This window comes from Knoellia sp. AC549 (genome assembly GCF_979258975.1).
Genome location: NZ_OZ409890.1, coordinates 1,174,233 through 1,190,768, shown reverse-complemented (window position 1 = coordinate 1,190,768; position 16,536 = coordinate 1,174,233). Strand labels below are relative to the sequence as shown.

The window sequence follows — 16,536 nt, the reverse complement described above, 5'->3', positions numbered from 1 at the left end:
CGTGCGCCTCGTCAGCTACCTCGACAAGGGCGCATCCCTCGACCCGGCGGCGCCGTGCCTCGTCACGGACGACACAACCCTGTCGTATGCCGTGGTGCAGGGCCTGTCGTATGCCGTCGCCTCCGCGCTGGTCGCGTCCGGGGTGCAGCCGGGGACCTCGGTCGCGATCCTCTCGGCCAACGACCCGATCGCCTTCTCCGCCGTCTTCGGGATCAGCCGGGCCGGGGCGGTGTGGTGCCCGATCAACCCTCGTAACGAGGCGACCGAGAACGCCGAGCTGCTCGGGCTCTTCGACTGTGCCGTCGTCATCCATCAGCAGTCCTTCGCGCCGGTGGTGGCGGCGATCCGGGACTCCCTGCCCGAGGTCCGCACATGGGTCTGCCTCGACGGTGAGGTGCCGGGGTCGTTGACGTGGGCAGAGTTCCTGGCTCGCGGTGGCACCGGTGACGAGGACACCGAACAGGTCGACCGGGACGCGGTCGACGACGTCGCCATGATCGTCGGCACCGGCGGCACGACGGGCCGTCCCAAGGGGGTCGTCCTCACCGGGGCCAACCTCGAGGCGATGACGGCGATCACCCTGATGGGCTATCCCTTCGATGGCGTGCCGACCTATCTCGCGCTCGCGCCGCTCACCCACGCGGCGGGGGTGCTGTGCTTCCCGATCCTCTGCCACGGCGGCTCGGTCGTCATCATGCGTACGCCCGATGTGGGTGGCTTCGTCGCCAACATCGAGAAGCATCGCGTCACCCACACCTTCTTGCCGCCGACCCTGATCTACATGGTGCTCGGCCACGAGTCGCTGGATGCGGCGGATCTGTCCTCGTTGCAGTGCTTCTGGTACGGCGCCGCCCCGATGTCGGTCGACCGGCTGAGGGAGGCGCTGGACCGGATCGGACCCGTCATGGCGCAGCTCTTCGGCCAGACCGAGGCGCCGATGATGGTCTCCCTGCTGCCGCCGAGCGAGCACTTCACTCCGGACGGTGAGATCGCCACGAACCGGCTGGCCTCCGCCGGTCGCCCGGCGCCGCTGGTCACCGTCGCGATCATGGACGAGTCCGGTCGGCTGCTGCCGTCCGGCGAGCGCGGTGAGATCGTCGTGCGCGGGTCGCTGGTCATGCGGGGCTATCACCGCAACCCGGAGGCCACCGCCGAGGCGTCGCGACACGGCTGGCACCACACCGGCGACATCGGCTACCTCGACGAGGACAACTACCTCTTCATCGTGGACCGCGCCAAGGACATGATCATCACCGGTGGTTTCAACGTCTACTCCACGGAGGTGGAGCAGGCCCTCATGGCGCACCCCGGCATACGGGACTGTGCTGTCGTCGGCCTCGCCGACGAGAAGTGGGGCGAGCGGGTGGTCGCTGTCGTCCAGGCCCAGCCCGGCAACGACGTTGTGCCCGCCGACGTCATCGCCTTCGTCAAGGAGCGCCTCGGCAGTGTCAAGACGCCCAAGGAGGTCTGGGTGTGGGACGACCTGCCCCGGTCGAAGGTCGGCAAGGTCCTCAAGTCCGAGATCAAGGTCCAGCTCCTCGCCTGACCTGACCCCAGAGCGACTTCGTGCCCGTTTGGGCGGCCTCCCGCTGTCGGCGAACCAACGGTGGAAGGCGCCCAAACGGGCACGAAGTCGATGGGTGGGTGTCCCTCAGTCGGAGGAGTCCTTGGACAGGCCCTGCTGGATGAGGTTCATGACCGAGGAGTCGGCCAGCGTCGTGACGTCGCCGACCTCACGGTTCTCGGCGACGTCCTTGAGCAGGCGGCGCATGATCTTGCCCGAGCGGGTCTTGGGCAGCTCCGGCACGACCATGATCGAGCGCGGCTTGGCGATCGGCCCGATCTCCTTGGCGACGTGGTTGCGCAGCTGCTGCACCGTCTCGTCGCCCTTGTCCTCCGAGCCTCCGCGCAGGATGACGAACGCGACGACGGCCTGACCGGTCGTCTCGTCCGAGGCCCCGACGACCGCGGCCTCGGCGACGGATGGGTGCGACACGAGCGCCGACTCGATCTCGGCGGTCGAGAGCCGGTGGCCCGAGACGTTCATGACGTCGTCGACGCGTCCGAGCAGCCAGATGTTGCCCTTGGCGTCGTACTTAGCACCGTCACCGGCGAAGTAGTACTTCGGGCCGAAGCGGCTCCAGTAGGTCTCCTTGTAGCGCTCCGGGTCGCCCCAGATGCCGCGCAACATCGACGGCCACGGCTTGGTGAGCACGAGGTAGCCCACCTTGTCGGCCTCGGTGAACGGCTGGCCCTCGTCGTCGAGGATCTCGGCACTGATGCCAGGTATGGGCCGCTGCGCCGAGCCGGGCTCGAGCGTCGTCACACCCGGGAGCGGGCTGATCATGATCGCGCCGGTCTCGGTCTGCCACCACGTGTCGACGATCGGGGCCTTCTCGCCGCCGATGGTCTTGCGGTACCAGAGCCAGGCCTCGGGGTTGATCGGCTCGCCGACCGAGCCGAGGACGCGCACCGACGAGAGGTCGAACTTCGCGGGGATGTCGGAGCCCCACTTCATGAACGTGCGGATCGCGGTGGGCGCGGTGTAGAGGATCGACACCTTGTACTTCTCGATGATCTCCCACCACCGACCCTGGTGCGGGGTGTCGGGGGTGCCCTCGTAGAGCACCTGCGTCGCACCGTTGGCGAGCGGCCCGTAGACGATGTAGGAGTGGCCCGTCACCCAGCCGATGTCGGCGGTGCACCAGTAGACGTCGGACTCCGGGTGCAGGTCGTGCACAACAGCATTGGTGTATGCCGTCTGCGCCAGGTAGCCGGCCGTCGTGTGGAAGATGCCCTTCGGCTTCCCCGTGGTCCCGGAGGTGTAGAGGATGAAGAGCGGGTGCTCGGAGTCCATCGGCTCGGCCGTGTGCTCGGGGCTCTGCTTGTCGACGACGTCGTGCCACCACACGTCGCGTCCCTCGGTCCACTCGACCTCGGACTCGGTGCGCCTGACGACGAGGACCGAGGTGACGGGGGTGTCGCCACCGGCCAGCGACTCGTCGACGGCGGGCTTGAGCGGGGCCGCCTTGCCGCGACGCCACTGACCGTCGGCAGTGACGACGATCTTGGCCTCGGCGTCGTTGATGCGGGTGCGCAGGGCCTCGGCCGAGAAGCCGCCGAAGATGACGGAGTGCGGAGCGCCGAGGCGGGCGCACGCGAGCATCGTCGCGATCGCCTCGGGGATCATCGGCAGATAGATCGCGACCCGGTCGCCCTTCTGCACACCCAGCTCGAGGAGAGCGTTCGCCGCTCGGGACACGTCAGCCAGCAGGTCGGCATATGTGATGGTCCTGGTGTCGCCGGCCTCGCCCTCGAAGTGGAGCGCGACGCGGTCGCCGTTGCCGGCCTCGACGTGGCGGTCGACGCAGTTGTAGGAGACGTTCAGCTCGCCGCCGACGAACCACTTCGCGAAGGGCGCCTCGCTCCAGTCGAGCGTCTGGTCGAAGTCCTTGGACCAGGTGAGGCGCTCGCGGGCCTGTCGCGCCCAGAAGGCCTCGTAGTCGGCGTCGGCCTCGGCGTAGAGGTCCTCGGTGCCGATCGCCTGCGCCTTGAGCTCGTCGCTCGGGGAGAGGTCGAGCTCGGCCAGATGGCTGGAGAGGTTCTCGTCGGTCACTTCGGGCTCCTCGTCGTTGGGGACTGCGTCGTGCACAACACGCTCAGGCTCCAGCCAACCGTGTCCGGCCGCCCGCATCAACACCGGTCCGCTCCTCGTCGCCGGGAGGCGGGTGACCTGCGGCGGACGGTGCGACAAGCGGCACACGCTCGCACTACGGCCGGATCTGGTTGGCCATCGTCCTTGCTGTCGCGTTCGTCGTGGCTGCGCGTCAGCGGTAGAGGCGGGCCTTCGCCTCACGGACGGTGAGGTTCACCGTGGTGCCCTGGACTGTGACGGTCTCGGGGATGTCGATCCAGGGCCCGCCCTCGAGGCGGAACCGGCCGCCGTACGTGGTGTCGATGCGAGCAGGCATCACGCCGGGCCGCGTGTAGGTGTGGCGGATGTCGCCCTCGGGATGGGGACCGCCCAAGGACTCGGTGGGGTCGCTCGAGGAGCCGTCGCCGTAGACGTAGGTCATGGAGCGGGCGGCTGCCTCGATGTCGAGGCGGAAGCCGAGCAGGGCGGAGGTGTCGATCTCATCCGGGCCGACACCGGCCTCCGGCCAGGTGGCCTCGTAGTAGGTGGGCAGGTTGACGAGGGTGACGTTGCCGACGGGCTGAATCTTGAGTGCGCCCTTGGTGAAGTCGACCTCCCGGAAGACCTGAATGATCTGCGCGACCGTGGGCAGGCCGTTGCCAGGGATCTCTTCGGGGAAGCACGTGAGACCCCACCCGGTCCAAGTGCCCTGTCCGCCGGCCACGGGAGTGCCGTCGGGGTTGACCAGCCGGCGCAGGACCGTGGCCTGGAACCGGCCATTGGGGCAAACCGTGGAGCTGTGGCAGTCGAGGTTGACGTCGAGGACGCAGTTGATCTTGGTGGTGTACTGCCACCGGGGCCCTGGTTTGCCCACCGCAGCTGCCGCGTCAGCGCGCGCCTTCCGCATCTCCGCAATCGTCAGCGTGACTCTCGTGCCACCGCCAGTACTCTCGCCGCCCAGGTCACCTGGTGGCGGTGTTGCCTCCGCTGCGGCCGGGCTGACGCAGACCAGACCTAACGCTAGAAGGACGCCGATCAGAGGTCTTCGATGTCGAACATTTGCCATGCCCCGTTCACCCACTTAAGAGCGGCACCCTTCTGCGTGCGCGCGGCGGCGACCTTGTGGCTGGTCTTCTTGCCGTTCTGGTACAGCGGCTCCTCGGCTTGAACGAAGACGAAGTTCACAATGACTTTGGGTGCGGTGACCTCGGTCGCCAGCACCGCGTCGTCGATCCGTACCCCCGACTGCTTCATGGACCAGCCACCCTCGGCGTAGTCAACGAAGAGATCCTGCGTCTTCTTGCATGCGATGCAGTCTTTGTCGGCGATGGCAAACAGGTTCGGGGCGTTCTTGGCGTCGACCACGCCTTGGCTCGCGAGGTCGAAGTAGAAGTTGAGGAAGGCAATGGCTCCCTGCTTGGTCCGTGACTTCGCTCGCGTCGGCACGTTCACCTTCGGTGAAGTGCTGGCGGTCACGCTCACGCTCGGACTCGTGGACGCGCTCGGCGACGGGCCGCTGGCCGAGGTCGACGGCGACGTAGCCGAACCGCTCGACGGGGGCGTCGGCACGGCGCTCGGCTTGTCGTCGCCACCGCATCCGGTCAGGCCGAACGCGGCGATGCAGAGGACGACCGCATGGCGGCCCCAGGTCTTGTTCACGGTTGAATCCCACCCCAGTCGTGTGTCAAGGACTGAGGTCAGTCTAGGGAAACGGGCGTAACCCGCGACTTGAGTTGTCCACAGGGGTGAGCGGGCGGCATACCCCATCGCTTGCGTCGTTGGACAAAGTGCTGGGTATGCCGTCCCTCGGGCTGGTCGGAACGTGCACTCTGTGCCCAGTGTGTTCGGCAACGGTGTCGCTTTGCGCGGTGGAATGGTTCCCTGAGGTCAACACGACCACAAGGAGGTGGGCCATGTTCGAAGAAGGCCAGCTGTACTCGCCCGTGACCCAGCATGACGACGGAACCGTCGAGGTCCACCTGAGCGACAACCACCCGGGGCGCGACGACCCCGCCTACCTGAAGCGCCGCGGCGAGATCGCCGGCGCCGCACTGTCCTGGACCCGTGGTGAGCCGATCCCGCAGATCGACTACACCGAGGCCGAGCACGACGTCTGGCGCACCGTGAGCCACGAGCTCGCGCCGAAGCATGAGAAGTACGCGCACAGCGAGTACCTCGCCGCGAAGCACGCGCTGAGCCTGCCGACCGAGCACGTGCCCCAGCTGCACGAGGTCAGCGAGCGGCTCGAGCCGATCACCGGCTGGACCTACATCGCCGCTCCGGGGCTCGTGCCGCTGCGCGACTTCTACGGCGACCTGGGTGCGAGGACGTTCAACTCGACGCAGTACCTGCGCTACGGCAGCCAGCCGCTCTACACCCCCGAGCCGGACATCATCCATGAGGTCATCGGGCACGGGAACCAGCTCGCCTCACCGCGATTCGCGCGCATGACCGAGGCCGCGGGCCAGGCGTCGCTGCGGCTGGAGACCGACGACGCGATGAAGTTCGTCGCCGACGTGTTCTGGTTCTCGATGGAGTTCGGGATCATGCGCGAGCACGGCGAGGTCAAGGCCTACGGCGCTGGCATCCTGTCCAGCTACGGCGAGATGGACGAGTTCGGTCACATGGAGCACCGGGCCCTGGACCTCGTCGACATGGGGACGCTCAACTACGACATCACGGCCTACCAGCCGGTGCTGTTCTGCGCCGAAGGCATGGACCAGCTCGAGGACGTCGTGGGCTCGTTCTTCGAGAGCGTCGACGACGACCTCGCGGCCAAGCTGCGCGCCGAGGCCGCCACCCGCTGACCCGCCCTCCCCGGCTGCCCGGCTGCCGGGGAGCCGCATTATCGGGTGACCCGATAAAGGACCGCTCCACCCGAGTTGCCAACCGGGGTGGAGCGGTCCTTTGTCGGGTCGAGCGGGTGGGCGCGGGTCAGGTCACCACTGGTGCGCGACGTCGATGACGAGCCGGCTCGTACCCGTCGCCGTGTCGTTGACCGTGAAGGCGCGGAACGGCAGCCGGGCCCGCACCCCGAGAGCGACGGTGGACTGTCCCTCGAACGAGCCGGCCCACTTGACCTGACGGAACGTCGTGAAGCCGGTGACGTTCGGCATGGCCGGCGCGGTCGTGTAGCGCGCCGCGCGGTCGACGACCTGAAGCGCGGCCCCACCGGCGACCGGGACCGGGAAGCCGGACCCGTCCTGGGTGACCACCGAGACGTAGCGCACGTCGTAGCCGGTGGCCTTGCCCTTGTGGTCGATGACGAGCCGGTCGAAGCAGGCGTGGCGGCCGGCGCGCAGGCCGGTGAGGGCCGTGGCGTTCATGGTCTGGCTCGCCTTGGCGACGGATCCCCAGGTGATGCCGCAGTAGGGCGCGGCGGAAGCGGTGGTCGCGCCGATGGCGGCGGGTGCGGTGGCGGCGGCGAGGCCGAGGGCCAGGGCGGCTGCGCTGCGGCGAAGGGTCTTGCTGTTCATGGTGTCCTCCTGGTGGGTGTGACTACACCGAGAAGACGCGTATGCCGTCTCGTCGGTTGACACACAGGAGACCGAAGTGCCCCGACAGATACATGCCGGCCCGGCGAGCCGCCCGCGAAGGGAGGTCGGTGATGATGGGGCCATGACGGTCCACCTCCTCGACGAGCAGTCGGCCTCCCAGCTGCGCGCAGCCCCGTTGTCCTACGCCGCCGCGGGCGGGTGGGGTGGTGAGGCGCCCCCCGGCTACCATCGCCTGCAGCGGTCCACCACGCTGGCGCGCCGGGACTTCGACGCTGCCGCCGAGGACCTCCGCGCCTGGCGGATGCACTCACGGGCGGGGCTCAAGGTCCACGCGTCCGAGATCCCGTTGCGGCGGGAGACCGTCGTGCTGATGCGGTGGGGGCTGGGTCCGCTGTCGTTGCGAATTCCCTGTCGCGTCCTCGACGTGCTGGAGGAGCCACGCCGGAGGGGCTTCACCTACGGCACCCTCCCCGGGCACCCGGAGGCCGGTGAGGAGAAGCTTCGTCCTCGAGCGCCTCGACGACGGTCGCATCACGCTCACCATCACCGCGGACTCGAAGCTGGCGTCGGGGCTGGCCAGGCTCGGCGGCCCGGTGAGCCGAGTCGCCCAGCACTTCATGACCCAGCGCTACCTACGTGCCCTGGATCGCCTTTAGCCATCGTCAGTCAGTCCGGCGATGGGGGATCAGCGCATCGGCGCCGGACGCCACATCCTCCAACGTGGTCAGCTGCTCCAGGGCATCGGAGCCGTAGGCATCGAGGGTCAACTGAGTCGCTTCCGCGGGACCAACTTGCAAGACCGTCGCCAGGGAGGCGATGTCCGCGTGGTCGCGCGCACGTCCTGCTGCCAGCTTCATCGCGAGTAGCTGCTCGAGTGACGCCAACTGAACCCGCAACCCGGGGGAGCTCGGAGGATCGAGGGCCTCAGGGGGAATGGCTGGGAGGAAGGGGCGTGCAGCACCATTGAGCCATCCCTCCGGCAGCCCGAGCTCGTCAGCCATCTGCGCGACGATCTCGGCCAGTCGGCCGTCGGTCGTGATGCCGTCAATGTCCTGAGTCCTGCGGTCGGCGTCGGGAAGGTGCAATGAGATCGCAGCGCCTCCGACGATGTAGACGGCTGCAGCGATCCCCGCGACGCGAAGTCGCTGGTCGAGCTCGTCCAGCAACTGCCGGATGTGGGCCGCGTCGAAGTCAAAACTCATGCCGTGACCAGCTCACGTTCGTTGATCTCGATGCCGAGCCTGGCAAGTCCCTCGTGCAGGGGTCGCCCCTGTTTCAAGGGCAGGGGAGCCCAAGACTCGCCCAGCGGCATGGGGGCGGCGAGCCACTTGGGGATCGGCCGCGAGTCACGGGCACTCTCGCGCAAGATCGTGTACGCCAAGGTCTTCCAAGGGCCAGTCAAGGGCCGACGGGGCGATCCTGTGGCCCAGATGGCACGACGAGTCGGCGTGCTCAGTGCAAGGGACTGGTCGCGTCCTTGGAGCAGCACGCGCATGGCCCACAACGGGTTGGACTCGGAGTAGGTGGCCACGGCATCAATGACATCCGCGGCCCGCATCCACGTACGTTTCTCTGCTTGCTCCGCCGCATCCTCGAGCTCGAGCAGAACCATCGCCGACGGGACGGTTCGACCCGCCAAGTAGTCCCCGAGGCGGGACGGTGTGCATCCGACGGCATGGGCTGCCTGGCTCTGGTTGAAGCCCGCAGCCTCGATGAGCGCCGTCAGGCGCTGACGAAGACGGTCGGATGAGTTCACGCCACCAAATATATACCCAAATATGGATAAACATATCCTGCACATAGATCGCGTGGAAGCATCGCGACGGCACCTTTGCGTCCGGCAACTTGGCGGCATACCCCCTCAACGTCGTGTGCCCCAGCGGTCCCGGGAAGGGAACGCTGGGGCACACGAGGTGATGGGTCAGTGGTCGAGGGCCTTGCCCACGCCGTGACCGGTGAGGCTGCGCACCTCCATCTCGGCGTACTTCTGCGCGTTGTGCTCCTTGCTCAGGACCGTGCCGAGCCAGCCGAGGAAGAACGCCAGCGGGATCGTCACGAGGCCCGGGTTGTCGAGCGGGAACCACGAGAAGTCGATGTCCGGGTTGGTGATCATCGACGGGGACGGCCCGCCCTCGACCAGAGGCGCCTTGCCGGACACGACCGGGCTGAAGATGATCAGGCCGATCGTCGAGATGAGCCCGCCATAGATCGACCACAGCGCGCCCTGGGTGTTGAACCGCTTCCAGAACAGCGAGTAGAGGATCGTCGGCAGGTTGGCCGAGGCGGCGACTGCGAAGGCCAGCGCCACGAGGAAGGCGATGTTCTGGCTCTTGGCGAACATGCCACCGAGGATGGCGATGACACCGATCGCGACGGCGGAGATGCGGGCGACCCGGACCTCCTGGTCGGAGGTCGACTTGCCGCGCGTGATGACCTCCTTGTAGATGTCGTGCGCGAACGTCGCACTCGCCGTGATCGTCAGCCCGGCCACGACCGCGAGGATCGTCGCGAACGCGATGCCCGACACGATCCCCAGGAACGGCGACCCGCCGAGCTCGAACGCGAGCAGCGGAGCAGCCGAGTTCGCCTTGCCCGGAGCCGCGTTGATCGTCTCCGCGCCCACGAGCGCACCGGCGCCGTAGCCGACGACGAGGGTGAGCAGGTAGAAGCCACCGATCAGCCAGATGGCCCACTCGACCGACTTCCGAGCCTGCTTGCTGGTGGGGACGGTGTAGAAGCGCTGCAGCACGTGCGGAAGGCCGGCGGTGCCGAGGACCAGCGCGAGCGACAGCGAGATGAAGTCGATCTTGGTCGTCGTCGAGACGCCGTACTTCACGCCGGGCTCGAGCAGCTTCTCGCCGACACCTTGGTTCTTGTCAACGGCCGCGCCGAGCAAGCCAGAGAGGTTGAAGCCGTACTTGCCGAGCACCCAGACGGTCATGATCGCGGTGGCCGCGATGAGCAGGACCGCCTTGATGATCTGGACCCACGTGGTGCCTCGCATGCCGCCGATGAGGACGTAGGCGATCATCACGATGCCGACGACGGCGATGACGAGGTTCTGCGCGCCCTCTCCCTCGATGCCCAGCAGCAGCGACACGAGGCCACCGGCGCCGGCCATCTGGGCGAGCAGGTAGAAGAACGACACCGCGAGCACCGAGATGGCGGTGGCGATGCGCACCGGGCGCTGCTTGAGGCGGTAGGACAGCACGTCGGCCATCGTCAGTCGGCCGGTGTTGCGCATCAGCTCGGCGACGAGCAGGAGCGCGACGAGCCACGCGACGAGGAAGCCGATCGAGTAGAGGAAGCCGTCATAGCCCTGCAGCGCGATGGCGCCGGCGATGCCGAGGAAGCTTGCGGCAGAGAGGTAGTCACCGGCGATGGCGACGCCGTTCTGACGTCCTGAGAATCCGCCGCTGGCCGTGTAGAACTCACCGGCCGTCTTCTTGCCGCTGGCCACCTTGACGATGACGACGAGGGTGACGAGGACGAAGCCGACGAAGATGGCGATGTTGAGGGCGGGGGAGCCGACCTGGGTGGTCTCGGTGGGGACCATGCCCGTGAGTGAGGTCATCTCAGTGCTCCTTCACGCCGTCGAGACGCGCACCGATGGCGTCGGCCAACGGGTCGAGCTCGCGGTTGGCCCAGCGGGCATAGGTGATCGTGATCGCGAACGTCGTGACGAACTGTCCGAGGCCGAAGAGCAGGCCGATGTTGATGTTGCCGAAGACCTTGGTGCCCATGAAGCCGGGGGCGAAGGTCGACAGCAGGACGTAGACGAAGTACCAGACGAGGAAGAAGGCCGTCATCGGGAAGACGAAGCCGCGGAACTTCTTGCGCAGCGCCTGGAACTCGTCGGTGGTCTGCATGGCGACGTAGGGATCCTCGTCGCCGCGGGTGCGAGCTTCGTTGCTCACGGGCACCTCCAGTGGTCGGTCCCGGAAGTGTCCGGGTCACCCCCACTGTCGATGCTCCGGTATGCCGTCCGCGCGCCTTCCGCTCCGGCTCGCGCCGGGCGGATGCGGGCCTTCGTCGGGTGGCCCGGGCAGGTGCGCCGAGCGGCCGGTGAGAAGCGACGAGCGGTCGCGACGGCATACGCGAAAAGGTCTGTGTCGGTGCCGGCCACGGGCTGTCGGGGAGGTGTTGTTGGATAGCAGGGTGGAGATCGACCGGCCTGCCCTGTCCATCACGGATGCGCTCTTCGTCGACGAGCGGGTGCAGCGCCTCGTCGACGAGGTGCAGTCGCACTATGTCGTGATCTACGGGACTCCGGACGAGTCGCCGGTGGACCCGACGGAGTTCATGCCGCCGCAGGGCCGCTTCGTGCTGGCCCTGCTCGACGACGAGCCGGTCGGCATGGGCGGCTGGCGGTGGCGTCGCGACCTCGCCGAGCGCTTCGAGGGTGACGCGGTCGCCGAGATCAAGCGGATGTTCGTCTCCCCGGTCGCCCGTGGGCGAGGGGTGGCCCGGCGCGTGCTGGCGCGCCTGGAGGAGTCGGCGCGGGCCGAGGGCGTGGAGCGCTTCGTCCTCGAGACGGGCACGATGCAGCCGGACGCGATGGGGCTCTACGAGGCGACGGGCTACGGGCCGGTCGTGCCGTTCGGCCACTACGCGAGCTCACCCTTCGTCCGCTGCTACGGCAAGCACCTGCGCTGACGAGAGCGCCCGGAGCCGCCGTCAGCTGAAGTGACGGACGAGCTCGCGCCACGTGCTCTCGGGTGCGCTGCCCGTGGGGAAGCGGCCGTCGAGCTCGAGGATCACCATGCCGTGCGCGGAGGCCCACAGCGCCTGGCCACGGTGGGGGTCGCCCGTCGCCTCGAAGAACGGTGTCCCCGACCACTCCTCGAGGCCGGGCGGCAAGGCGGCGCGGTCGAGGGGGCCGGAGGTCGAGAGGCGATAGAGCTGCGGGTTCGAGGTCGCGGTCTCGCGATAGCGCCGCACCAGCCGGGACACCGTCGTCACCGGCCTGAGGGCCTCGCCGTTCTCCTTGAGCGCGAGCGCCACGAGCTGGGTCTTGAGGGCGTCCTTGCTGCTGAAGTGCTTGTAGAGCGAGGGCGCCGCGATCCCGAGCTCGTCGGCGAGGGTGCGCATCGTGAGCGCCTCCCAGCCCTGGCGCTCCAGCACCGTGCGGGCGGCGTCGACGACCTGACAGGCGCGTGGGGTGAGGAGCAGGCTGGGGTCGAGCGCCTGGGGGCAGGTCATCGGGTGATGCTAGCGCTGGCCTCCACGCGGTCCCGGAGCGCGGCGTTCATCGCCGCGAAGTCGTCACCGACGTCGAGCGCCGAGCCGACGAAGGGGACGAGCACGCCGGAGAAGTCCTCGCTCTGGGTGAGCCGGGTGCCTCCCGGGATCGCCTCGAGGGTGAACGCGTGCTGGCCGTCGAGGAGGCCGGGCATGACGACGCGGCCGAGCCAGCGCAGCTCACGCCCTGGTTCGGCGGCGAGGACGGTCGGTGTGAACGTCATGGCCTTGCCGCCCGCCGGGTGGATCTCGACGGTGAGCGTGGCGCCGGTGCGCGCCGTCCCGCTCAGCTCGCGGATGAACGGGTTCCACTCCGGGTATGCCGCGAAGTCCGTGAGTGCGGCCCACACCTTCGCGGGCGGGGCGGCGATGTCGACGAACCGCTCGACCCGCTGCTCGCGGTGGAGGAGGACGGCGGTCAGGGCGAGGGCCGCGACGGCTGCCGTGGCGATGAGGGCGATGCGCAAGATGGTCATGGTCGGACTCCTGGGTCTGGTGGTGTGGGCTAACGCTGTTAGCTACATTAGGCTAACAGCGTTAGCCCGTCAATATTCCTAACCCGCGCACCGCGGAGGGCATGATGGGCGCCGTGCGCGCACTCGTGAAGACCGAAGCCGGGCCCGGCCTCCAGCTCATCGACGTCCCAGAGCCCGTGTGCGGTGATGCCGACGTCAAGATCCGCGTGCTGCGGGCAGGGCTCTGTGGCACCGACCTCCACCTCGAGCAGTGGGACGACTGGGCGGCCTCGGTCGTCGAGGCACCGATGACGATCGGGCACGAGTTCTATGGCGAGGTCGTCGAGGTGGGCGCGCTCGTCGGGCACCTCAAGGTCGGCGACCGGGTCTCCGGCGAGGGACACCTCGTCTGTGGCAACTGCCGCAACTGCAGGGCCGGTCGCCGCCACCTCTGCATCAACACGGTGGGCGTGGGCGTCAACCGCGACGGTGCGTTCGCCGACTTCGTCGTCATCCCGGCGACGAACGCCTGGCTCCAGCCGGCCGACCTCGACCCCGACCTCGGGGCGATCTTCGACCCCCTCGGCAACGCCACCCACACGACGCTGCAGTGGCCGGTCGTGGGGGAGGACGTCGTCGTCACCGGCGCCGGACCGATCGGGGTCATGGCCGTGGCGATCGCTCGTCACGCCGGCGCGCGGCGCATCGCCGTGACCGACATGAGCGACGAGCGGCTGTCGCTGGCCAAGGGAGCCGGAGCCGACCTCTGCGTCAACGTCGCGCGTGGGGAAGACCTCGCGTGGGCGCAGGAGCAGCTCGGCATGCTCGAGGGCTTCGACATCGGCCTCGAGATGAGTGGCGCCCCGCTGGCGGTCGAGGACATGCTCGCCAACCTCAACCACGGCGCGCGTGTGGCGATGCTCGGTCTGCCCAAGGACCCCTACCCGATCGACTGGGGCCGGGTCATCACCCACATGATCACCATCCGTGGCATCTATGGGCGCGAGATGTTCGAGACCTGGTACCTCATGGGGTCGATGCTCGCGACGAGCGCCAAGCTGCGCGACGCCGTGCAGTCCGTCATCACCCATCGCTTCCCGGCGGAGGAGTGGGCCAAGGGCTTCGAGGTCGCGCGGTCGGGTCAGTGCGGCAAGGTCGTCCTCGACTGGAGCTGAGCGCCCGGACCTGCGTCCCAACCGTCCTCTTGGGTGAGCTCGGCACGCGCCCCGACCCGCTCGGACCCGTTTGGACGGACCGGGATGGCAGGCTGGGAGGCATGACTGCGGCATACCTGGTTGTTGTCCTTGCTGTCATCGTGACACCCGGCGTCGACGTGCTTGTCACGCTGCGCAACACGGTGGCGGCCGGGCGACGGGCCGGCTTCGGCACGGTCCTCGGCATCGGTGCCGGGTCGGCGATGCAGGGCGTGCTCGCCTCCGTCGGCGTGGGCGCGGTCATCGTGCGGGTGCAGCCGCTCTTCCAGGTGATCAAGTGGGCCGGGGTCGCCTACCTCGTCTGGCTCGGCATCACCGCTTGGCGCTCGGCGCTCGCGGGCAGCTACGCCGAGGGCGACGCCGCCACCGACTCCGGCATGGCGCGCGGCTTCCGCACCGGCGCGCTGACCAACCTCACGAACCCCAAGATGCTCGTCTTCTATCTCGCGCTGCTGCCGCAGTTCGTCGCGCCGACCGCGCCGGTGCTGGTGGGGCTCGGGCACGCGCTGGTGCTTCCCGTGGTCGGCTGCGCCTGGCTGGCCCTCATCGTGCTCGGCGCGACGAGGGTGCGCCAGACGTTGCTCCGCCGCCGGACGCGTCGGGTCATCGATGCCGTGAGCGGGGCGTTCCTCGTCGGGTTCGCGGCCCGGCTGTCCCGCGAGGCCTGACCTGCGTTTGAGGGAGTGGGCGCAACGCCTCCCGACTCGGCCCGCTCCGCTGGGCTCGATGTGCCTCCGCTTGCGGCCTGCCCTGGAGTTGGGGGCGCGAGCGGGCGTGGGGGATTCCGTGGAGCGGAGGTCCTCGGTCCGCGCTGTGCACTGCTGCGCCCCAGCGAGCAGTGCACAGCCCTCTGCGTCCCAAGGTGGCAACGTGCGCGGGAGGGAAAGCCGGATCTGTCCTCGGCCACTGCGCCCGACGGCGCAGGCCGCGGCGTCAGCCGAGCGAGGCCTTGGTCCAGGCGTCGGCCTGCGGCGTGCAGAAGTGGGTGATCGCCCCGGAGGCGAAGATCTGAGCCTGGGTCCGGTCCAGGCCCAGGCTCGACTCCAGGCCCTTGAGGATGGCGTCTGCTGTCGCGTCGGTGGGGGCGGCCACGAAGTCGGTGCAGACCTTCTTGCCTGCGGCGGCGACCGCCTCGTCGCTCTTGCTGGCCAGCGGCGGCACCGCCTTCTTGAAGACCGAGGCCCAGGTGTTCGCCGGGACGATGCCGCTGTTGCTCGGCGTCGACGTGGGCGACGGGCTCGTGCTCGGGGCATCGGTCGCCGAGGACATGGACGCCGAGGGCGTCGAGCCCGTCGACCCGGTCGAACCCGAGGGGTCGTCGGCGGATCCGGAGCCGCACGCGCCGAGAGTGAGCGCGAGGGACGCGCCGGCGACCAGGGTCAGGGGCGTGCGCAGGAAGTGCATCCGTCGAAGGTAGTCACCGGATGCTCGGCGCGCGACCCGGGCCCGTCAGAGGGGACCGAAGGTGGCCTGGCCGCGGATGATGTGGTGGCCGGACGTGGCCGACGGGACGACGCCCTTCGACATCCCGGTGTGGGCGTCCACGCCGCGATAGCTGGCGAAGAAGTAGTCGATCTTGCGGCTCGCGCCGGTCTCGGGGTTCGGGTCGGTCGTCTCCTGCATGTTGCGGCACAGGGAGGCGCAGTAGGTGCCGTCGCTCTGGTCGCCCTCCCAGAACTTGTCGGTGTCGGTCCCTCCGCTCTGCACGCGATAGAGGGGGCTGAGCTCGGAGCTGGCGGGGACGGCGTTGAGGTCACCGGTGAGGACGACGCGGCGCCCCTGCGTCACCCACGGGTTGAGCGTGTCGGTGATCTTGGCCGTCTGGGCGGCGCGGTTGGCGGAGCCGTCCTCGGCGCCCGGGTATCCCAGCGCCAGGTGCGTGGTGCACACCCAGGAGTTGGCGATCCCGCTGCCGGTGATCTGGGCGCAGAGCAGCTTGAAGTCCCGGCCGCCATAGGTGCCGAGGTCGCGGGTCTCGGTCCCACCCATGCCGCGCCGGGTGGCGACCGCGTTGCCCTTGCGGGTGGTGCCGTCGGCGCTGGGCGGACACGCCGGGTTGACGCTGGTCTGCATCCGCCAGTGGACCGTCCAGCCGCTCGCCTCGAGGGACTCCTTGTGCGACTCGCAGAGCTCCTGGAAGGTCACGGCGTCGACGTCGCCCCAGCTCGCGGCCTCGGCGATGGCTGACTGGTGACCGCCCATGTCGGTGTTGTGCTGCACCACCCTCAGCTTGTTGTCCGAGGTGTCGGCCGACGACGCGGGAGCCGTCATCGCCCCTGCCATGAGCACGGCTGCCACGGTCGCGCTGCCGGCGAGGATGCGCATCTTCATCGTGTTGGTCCCTTTGTCGTTGCTCGTATGCCGCGAGACATCTCTGCGGCTGTGACCGGGCTCGGCCTGTTTTCGAAGGTAGCCACTGCGCGCGTGGGCCGCGACCGGAGAAGGTGCGCGGACGGCATACCCGACGGAGTGCGCACTAGTCATGCGGCGTCCGC

18 protein-coding genes and 1 pseudogene are annotated in these 16,536 nt (G+C 68.7%); 7 read left to right on the top strand and 12 right to left on the bottom strand.

Annotated features, from left to right (window positions below; all coding sequences use genetic code 11):
* Position 1: 1 nt before the first annotated feature.
* On the top strand, positions 2 to 1,546 hold the full coding sequence (locus ACZZ98_RS05765) for an acyl-CoA synthetase (RefSeq protein WP_463515348.1): 1,545 nt from the start codon (positions 2 to 4) through the stop codon (positions 1,544 to 1,546).
* A 105-nt stretch (positions 1,547 to 1,651) separates the two neighbouring features.
* Here ACZZ98_RS05765 and acs read toward each other — a convergent pair whose 3' ends face one another.
* The 3 genes from acs to ACZZ98_RS05750 all read right to left on the bottom strand — a co-directional run bounded on the left by acs (position 1,652) and on the right by ACZZ98_RS05750 (position 5,293).
* Positions 1,652 to 3,616 carry an acetate--CoA ligase gene (gene acs / locus ACZZ98_RS05760; RefSeq protein WP_463515347.1) on the bottom strand — a complete coding sequence of 655 codons (1,965 nt, stop codon included), beginning with the start codon at positions 3,614 to 3,616 and terminating at the stop codon, positions 1,652 to 1,654.
* A 211-nt stretch (positions 3,617 to 3,827) separates the two neighbouring features.
* Entirely contained in the window at positions 3,828 to 4,541 is a 714-nt protein-coding gene (locus tag ACZZ98_RS05755) for a hypothetical protein (RefSeq protein WP_463515346.1), read from the bottom strand.
* A 128-nt stretch (positions 4,542 to 4,669) separates the two neighbouring features.
* Positions 4,670 to 5,293, bottom strand: a complete 624-nt coding sequence (locus ACZZ98_RS05750; RefSeq protein ID WP_463515345.1) for a DUF6318 family protein — start codon at positions 5,291 to 5,293, stop codon at positions 4,670 to 4,672.
* Between the two features lie 254 nt (positions 5,294 to 5,547).
* On the opposite strand from ACZZ98_RS05750, the gene ACZZ98_RS05745 reads away from it, so the two are divergent.
* Positions 5,548 to 6,441 carry a phenylalanine 4-monooxygenase gene (locus tag ACZZ98_RS05745; protein ID WP_463515344.1) on the top strand — a complete coding sequence of 298 codons (894 nt, stop codon included), beginning with the start codon at positions 5,548 to 5,550 and terminating at the stop codon, positions 6,439 to 6,441.
* Between the two features lie 132 nt (positions 6,442 to 6,573).
* Here the strand turns inward: ACZZ98_RS05745 and ACZZ98_RS05740 are convergent, their stop codons facing one another.
* Positions 6,574 to 7,110, bottom strand: a complete 537-nt coding sequence (locus ACZZ98_RS05740) for an AMIN-like domain-containing (lipo)protein (protein ID WP_463515343.1) — start codon at positions 7,108 to 7,110, stop codon at positions 6,574 to 6,576.
* 142 nt (positions 7,111 to 7,252) lie between these two features.
* Between ACZZ98_RS05740 and ACZZ98_RS05735 the strand changes: the two are divergent.
* Both ACZZ98_RS05735 and ACZZ98_RS05730 read left to right on the top strand, forming a co-directional pair.
* Positions 7,253 to 7,570: pseudogene (locus ACZZ98_RS05735) on the top strand (DUF1990 family protein); the annotation flags it as partial.
* A 49-nt stretch (positions 7,571 to 7,619) separates the two neighbouring features.
* Entirely contained in the window at positions 7,620 to 7,787 is a 168-nt protein-coding gene (locus tag ACZZ98_RS05730) for a DUF1990 family protein (RefSeq protein WP_463515342.1), read from the top strand.
* A gap of 6 nt (positions 7,788 to 7,793) precedes the next feature.
* Here ACZZ98_RS05730 and ACZZ98_RS05725 read toward each other — a convergent pair whose 3' ends face one another.
* The 4 genes from ACZZ98_RS05725 to ACZZ98_RS05710 form a co-directional block, all read right to left on the bottom strand.
* Positions 7,794 to 8,333: a DUF6036 family nucleotidyltransferase gene (locus ACZZ98_RS05725; protein WP_463515341.1), complete on the bottom strand. Its 540-nt coding sequence runs from the start codon at positions 8,331 to 8,333 to the stop codon at positions 7,794 to 7,796.
* Positions 8,330 to 8,887, bottom strand: a complete 558-nt coding sequence (locus tag ACZZ98_RS05720) for a helix-turn-helix domain-containing protein (protein WP_463515340.1) — start codon at positions 8,885 to 8,887, stop codon at positions 8,330 to 8,332. The genes ACZZ98_RS05725 and ACZZ98_RS05720 overlap by 4 nt, the downstream gene beginning before the upstream one ends.
* A gap of 165 nt (positions 8,888 to 9,052) precedes the next feature.
* A complete protein-coding gene (locus ACZZ98_RS05715; protein ID WP_463515339.1) occupies positions 9,053 to 10,705 on the bottom strand; it encodes a solute symporter family protein in 1,653 nt (550 codons plus the stop codon).
* A gap of 1 nt (position 10,706) precedes the next feature.
* Positions 10,707 to 11,048, bottom strand: a complete 342-nt coding sequence (locus tag ACZZ98_RS05710; RefSeq protein ID WP_463515338.1) for a DUF485 domain-containing protein — start codon at positions 11,046 to 11,048, stop codon at positions 10,707 to 10,709.
* 241 nt (positions 11,049 to 11,289) lie between these two features.
* On the opposite strand from ACZZ98_RS05710, the gene ACZZ98_RS05705 reads away from it, so the two are divergent.
* A complete protein-coding gene (locus ACZZ98_RS05705) occupies positions 11,290 to 11,787 on the top strand; it encodes a GNAT family N-acetyltransferase (RefSeq protein WP_463515337.1) in 498 nt (165 codons plus the stop codon).
* A gap of 21 nt (positions 11,788 to 11,808) precedes the next feature.
* On the opposite strand, the gene ACZZ98_RS05700 is transcribed toward ACZZ98_RS05705, so the two are convergent.
* Complete coding sequence (locus tag ACZZ98_RS05700; protein WP_463515336.1) at positions 11,809 to 12,333, bottom strand: TetR/AcrR family transcriptional regulator; 525 nt, start codon at positions 12,331 to 12,333, stop codon at positions 11,809 to 11,811.
* Positions 12,330 to 12,848: an SRPBCC family protein gene (locus ACZZ98_RS05695; RefSeq protein WP_463515335.1), complete on the bottom strand. Its 519-nt coding sequence runs from the start codon at positions 12,846 to 12,848 to the stop codon at positions 12,330 to 12,332. Before ACZZ98_RS05695 ends, ACZZ98_RS05700 begins: the two co-directional genes overlap by 4 nt.
* Positions 12,849 to 12,961: 113 nt before the next feature.
* On the opposite strand from ACZZ98_RS05695, the gene tdh reads away from it, so the two are divergent.
* Together tdh and ACZZ98_RS05685 are read left to right on the top strand one after the other, a co-directional pair.
* A complete protein-coding gene (gene tdh / locus ACZZ98_RS05690; protein WP_463515334.1) occupies positions 12,962 to 14,002 on the top strand; it encodes an L-threonine 3-dehydrogenase in 1,041 nt (346 codons plus the stop codon).
* 101 nt (positions 14,003 to 14,103) lie between these two features.
* On the top strand, positions 14,104 to 14,709 hold the full coding sequence (locus tag ACZZ98_RS05685) for a LysE family translocator (RefSeq protein WP_463515333.1): 606 nt from the start codon (positions 14,104 to 14,106) through the stop codon (positions 14,707 to 14,709).
* A gap of 265 nt (positions 14,710 to 14,974) precedes the next feature.
* On the opposite strand, the gene ACZZ98_RS05680 is transcribed toward ACZZ98_RS05685, so the two are convergent.
* Positions 14,975 to 15,445, bottom strand: coding sequence for a DUF732 domain-containing protein (locus ACZZ98_RS05680; RefSeq protein ID WP_463515332.1), 471 nt, complete (start codon positions 15,443 to 15,445; stop codon positions 14,975 to 14,977).
* Between the two features lie 45 nt (positions 15,446 to 15,490).
* A complete protein-coding gene (locus ACZZ98_RS05675; protein WP_463515331.1) occupies positions 15,491 to 16,525 on the bottom strand; it encodes an endonuclease/exonuclease/phosphatase family protein in 1,035 nt (344 codons plus the stop codon).
* Positions 16,526 to 16,536 lie beyond the last annotated feature (11 nt).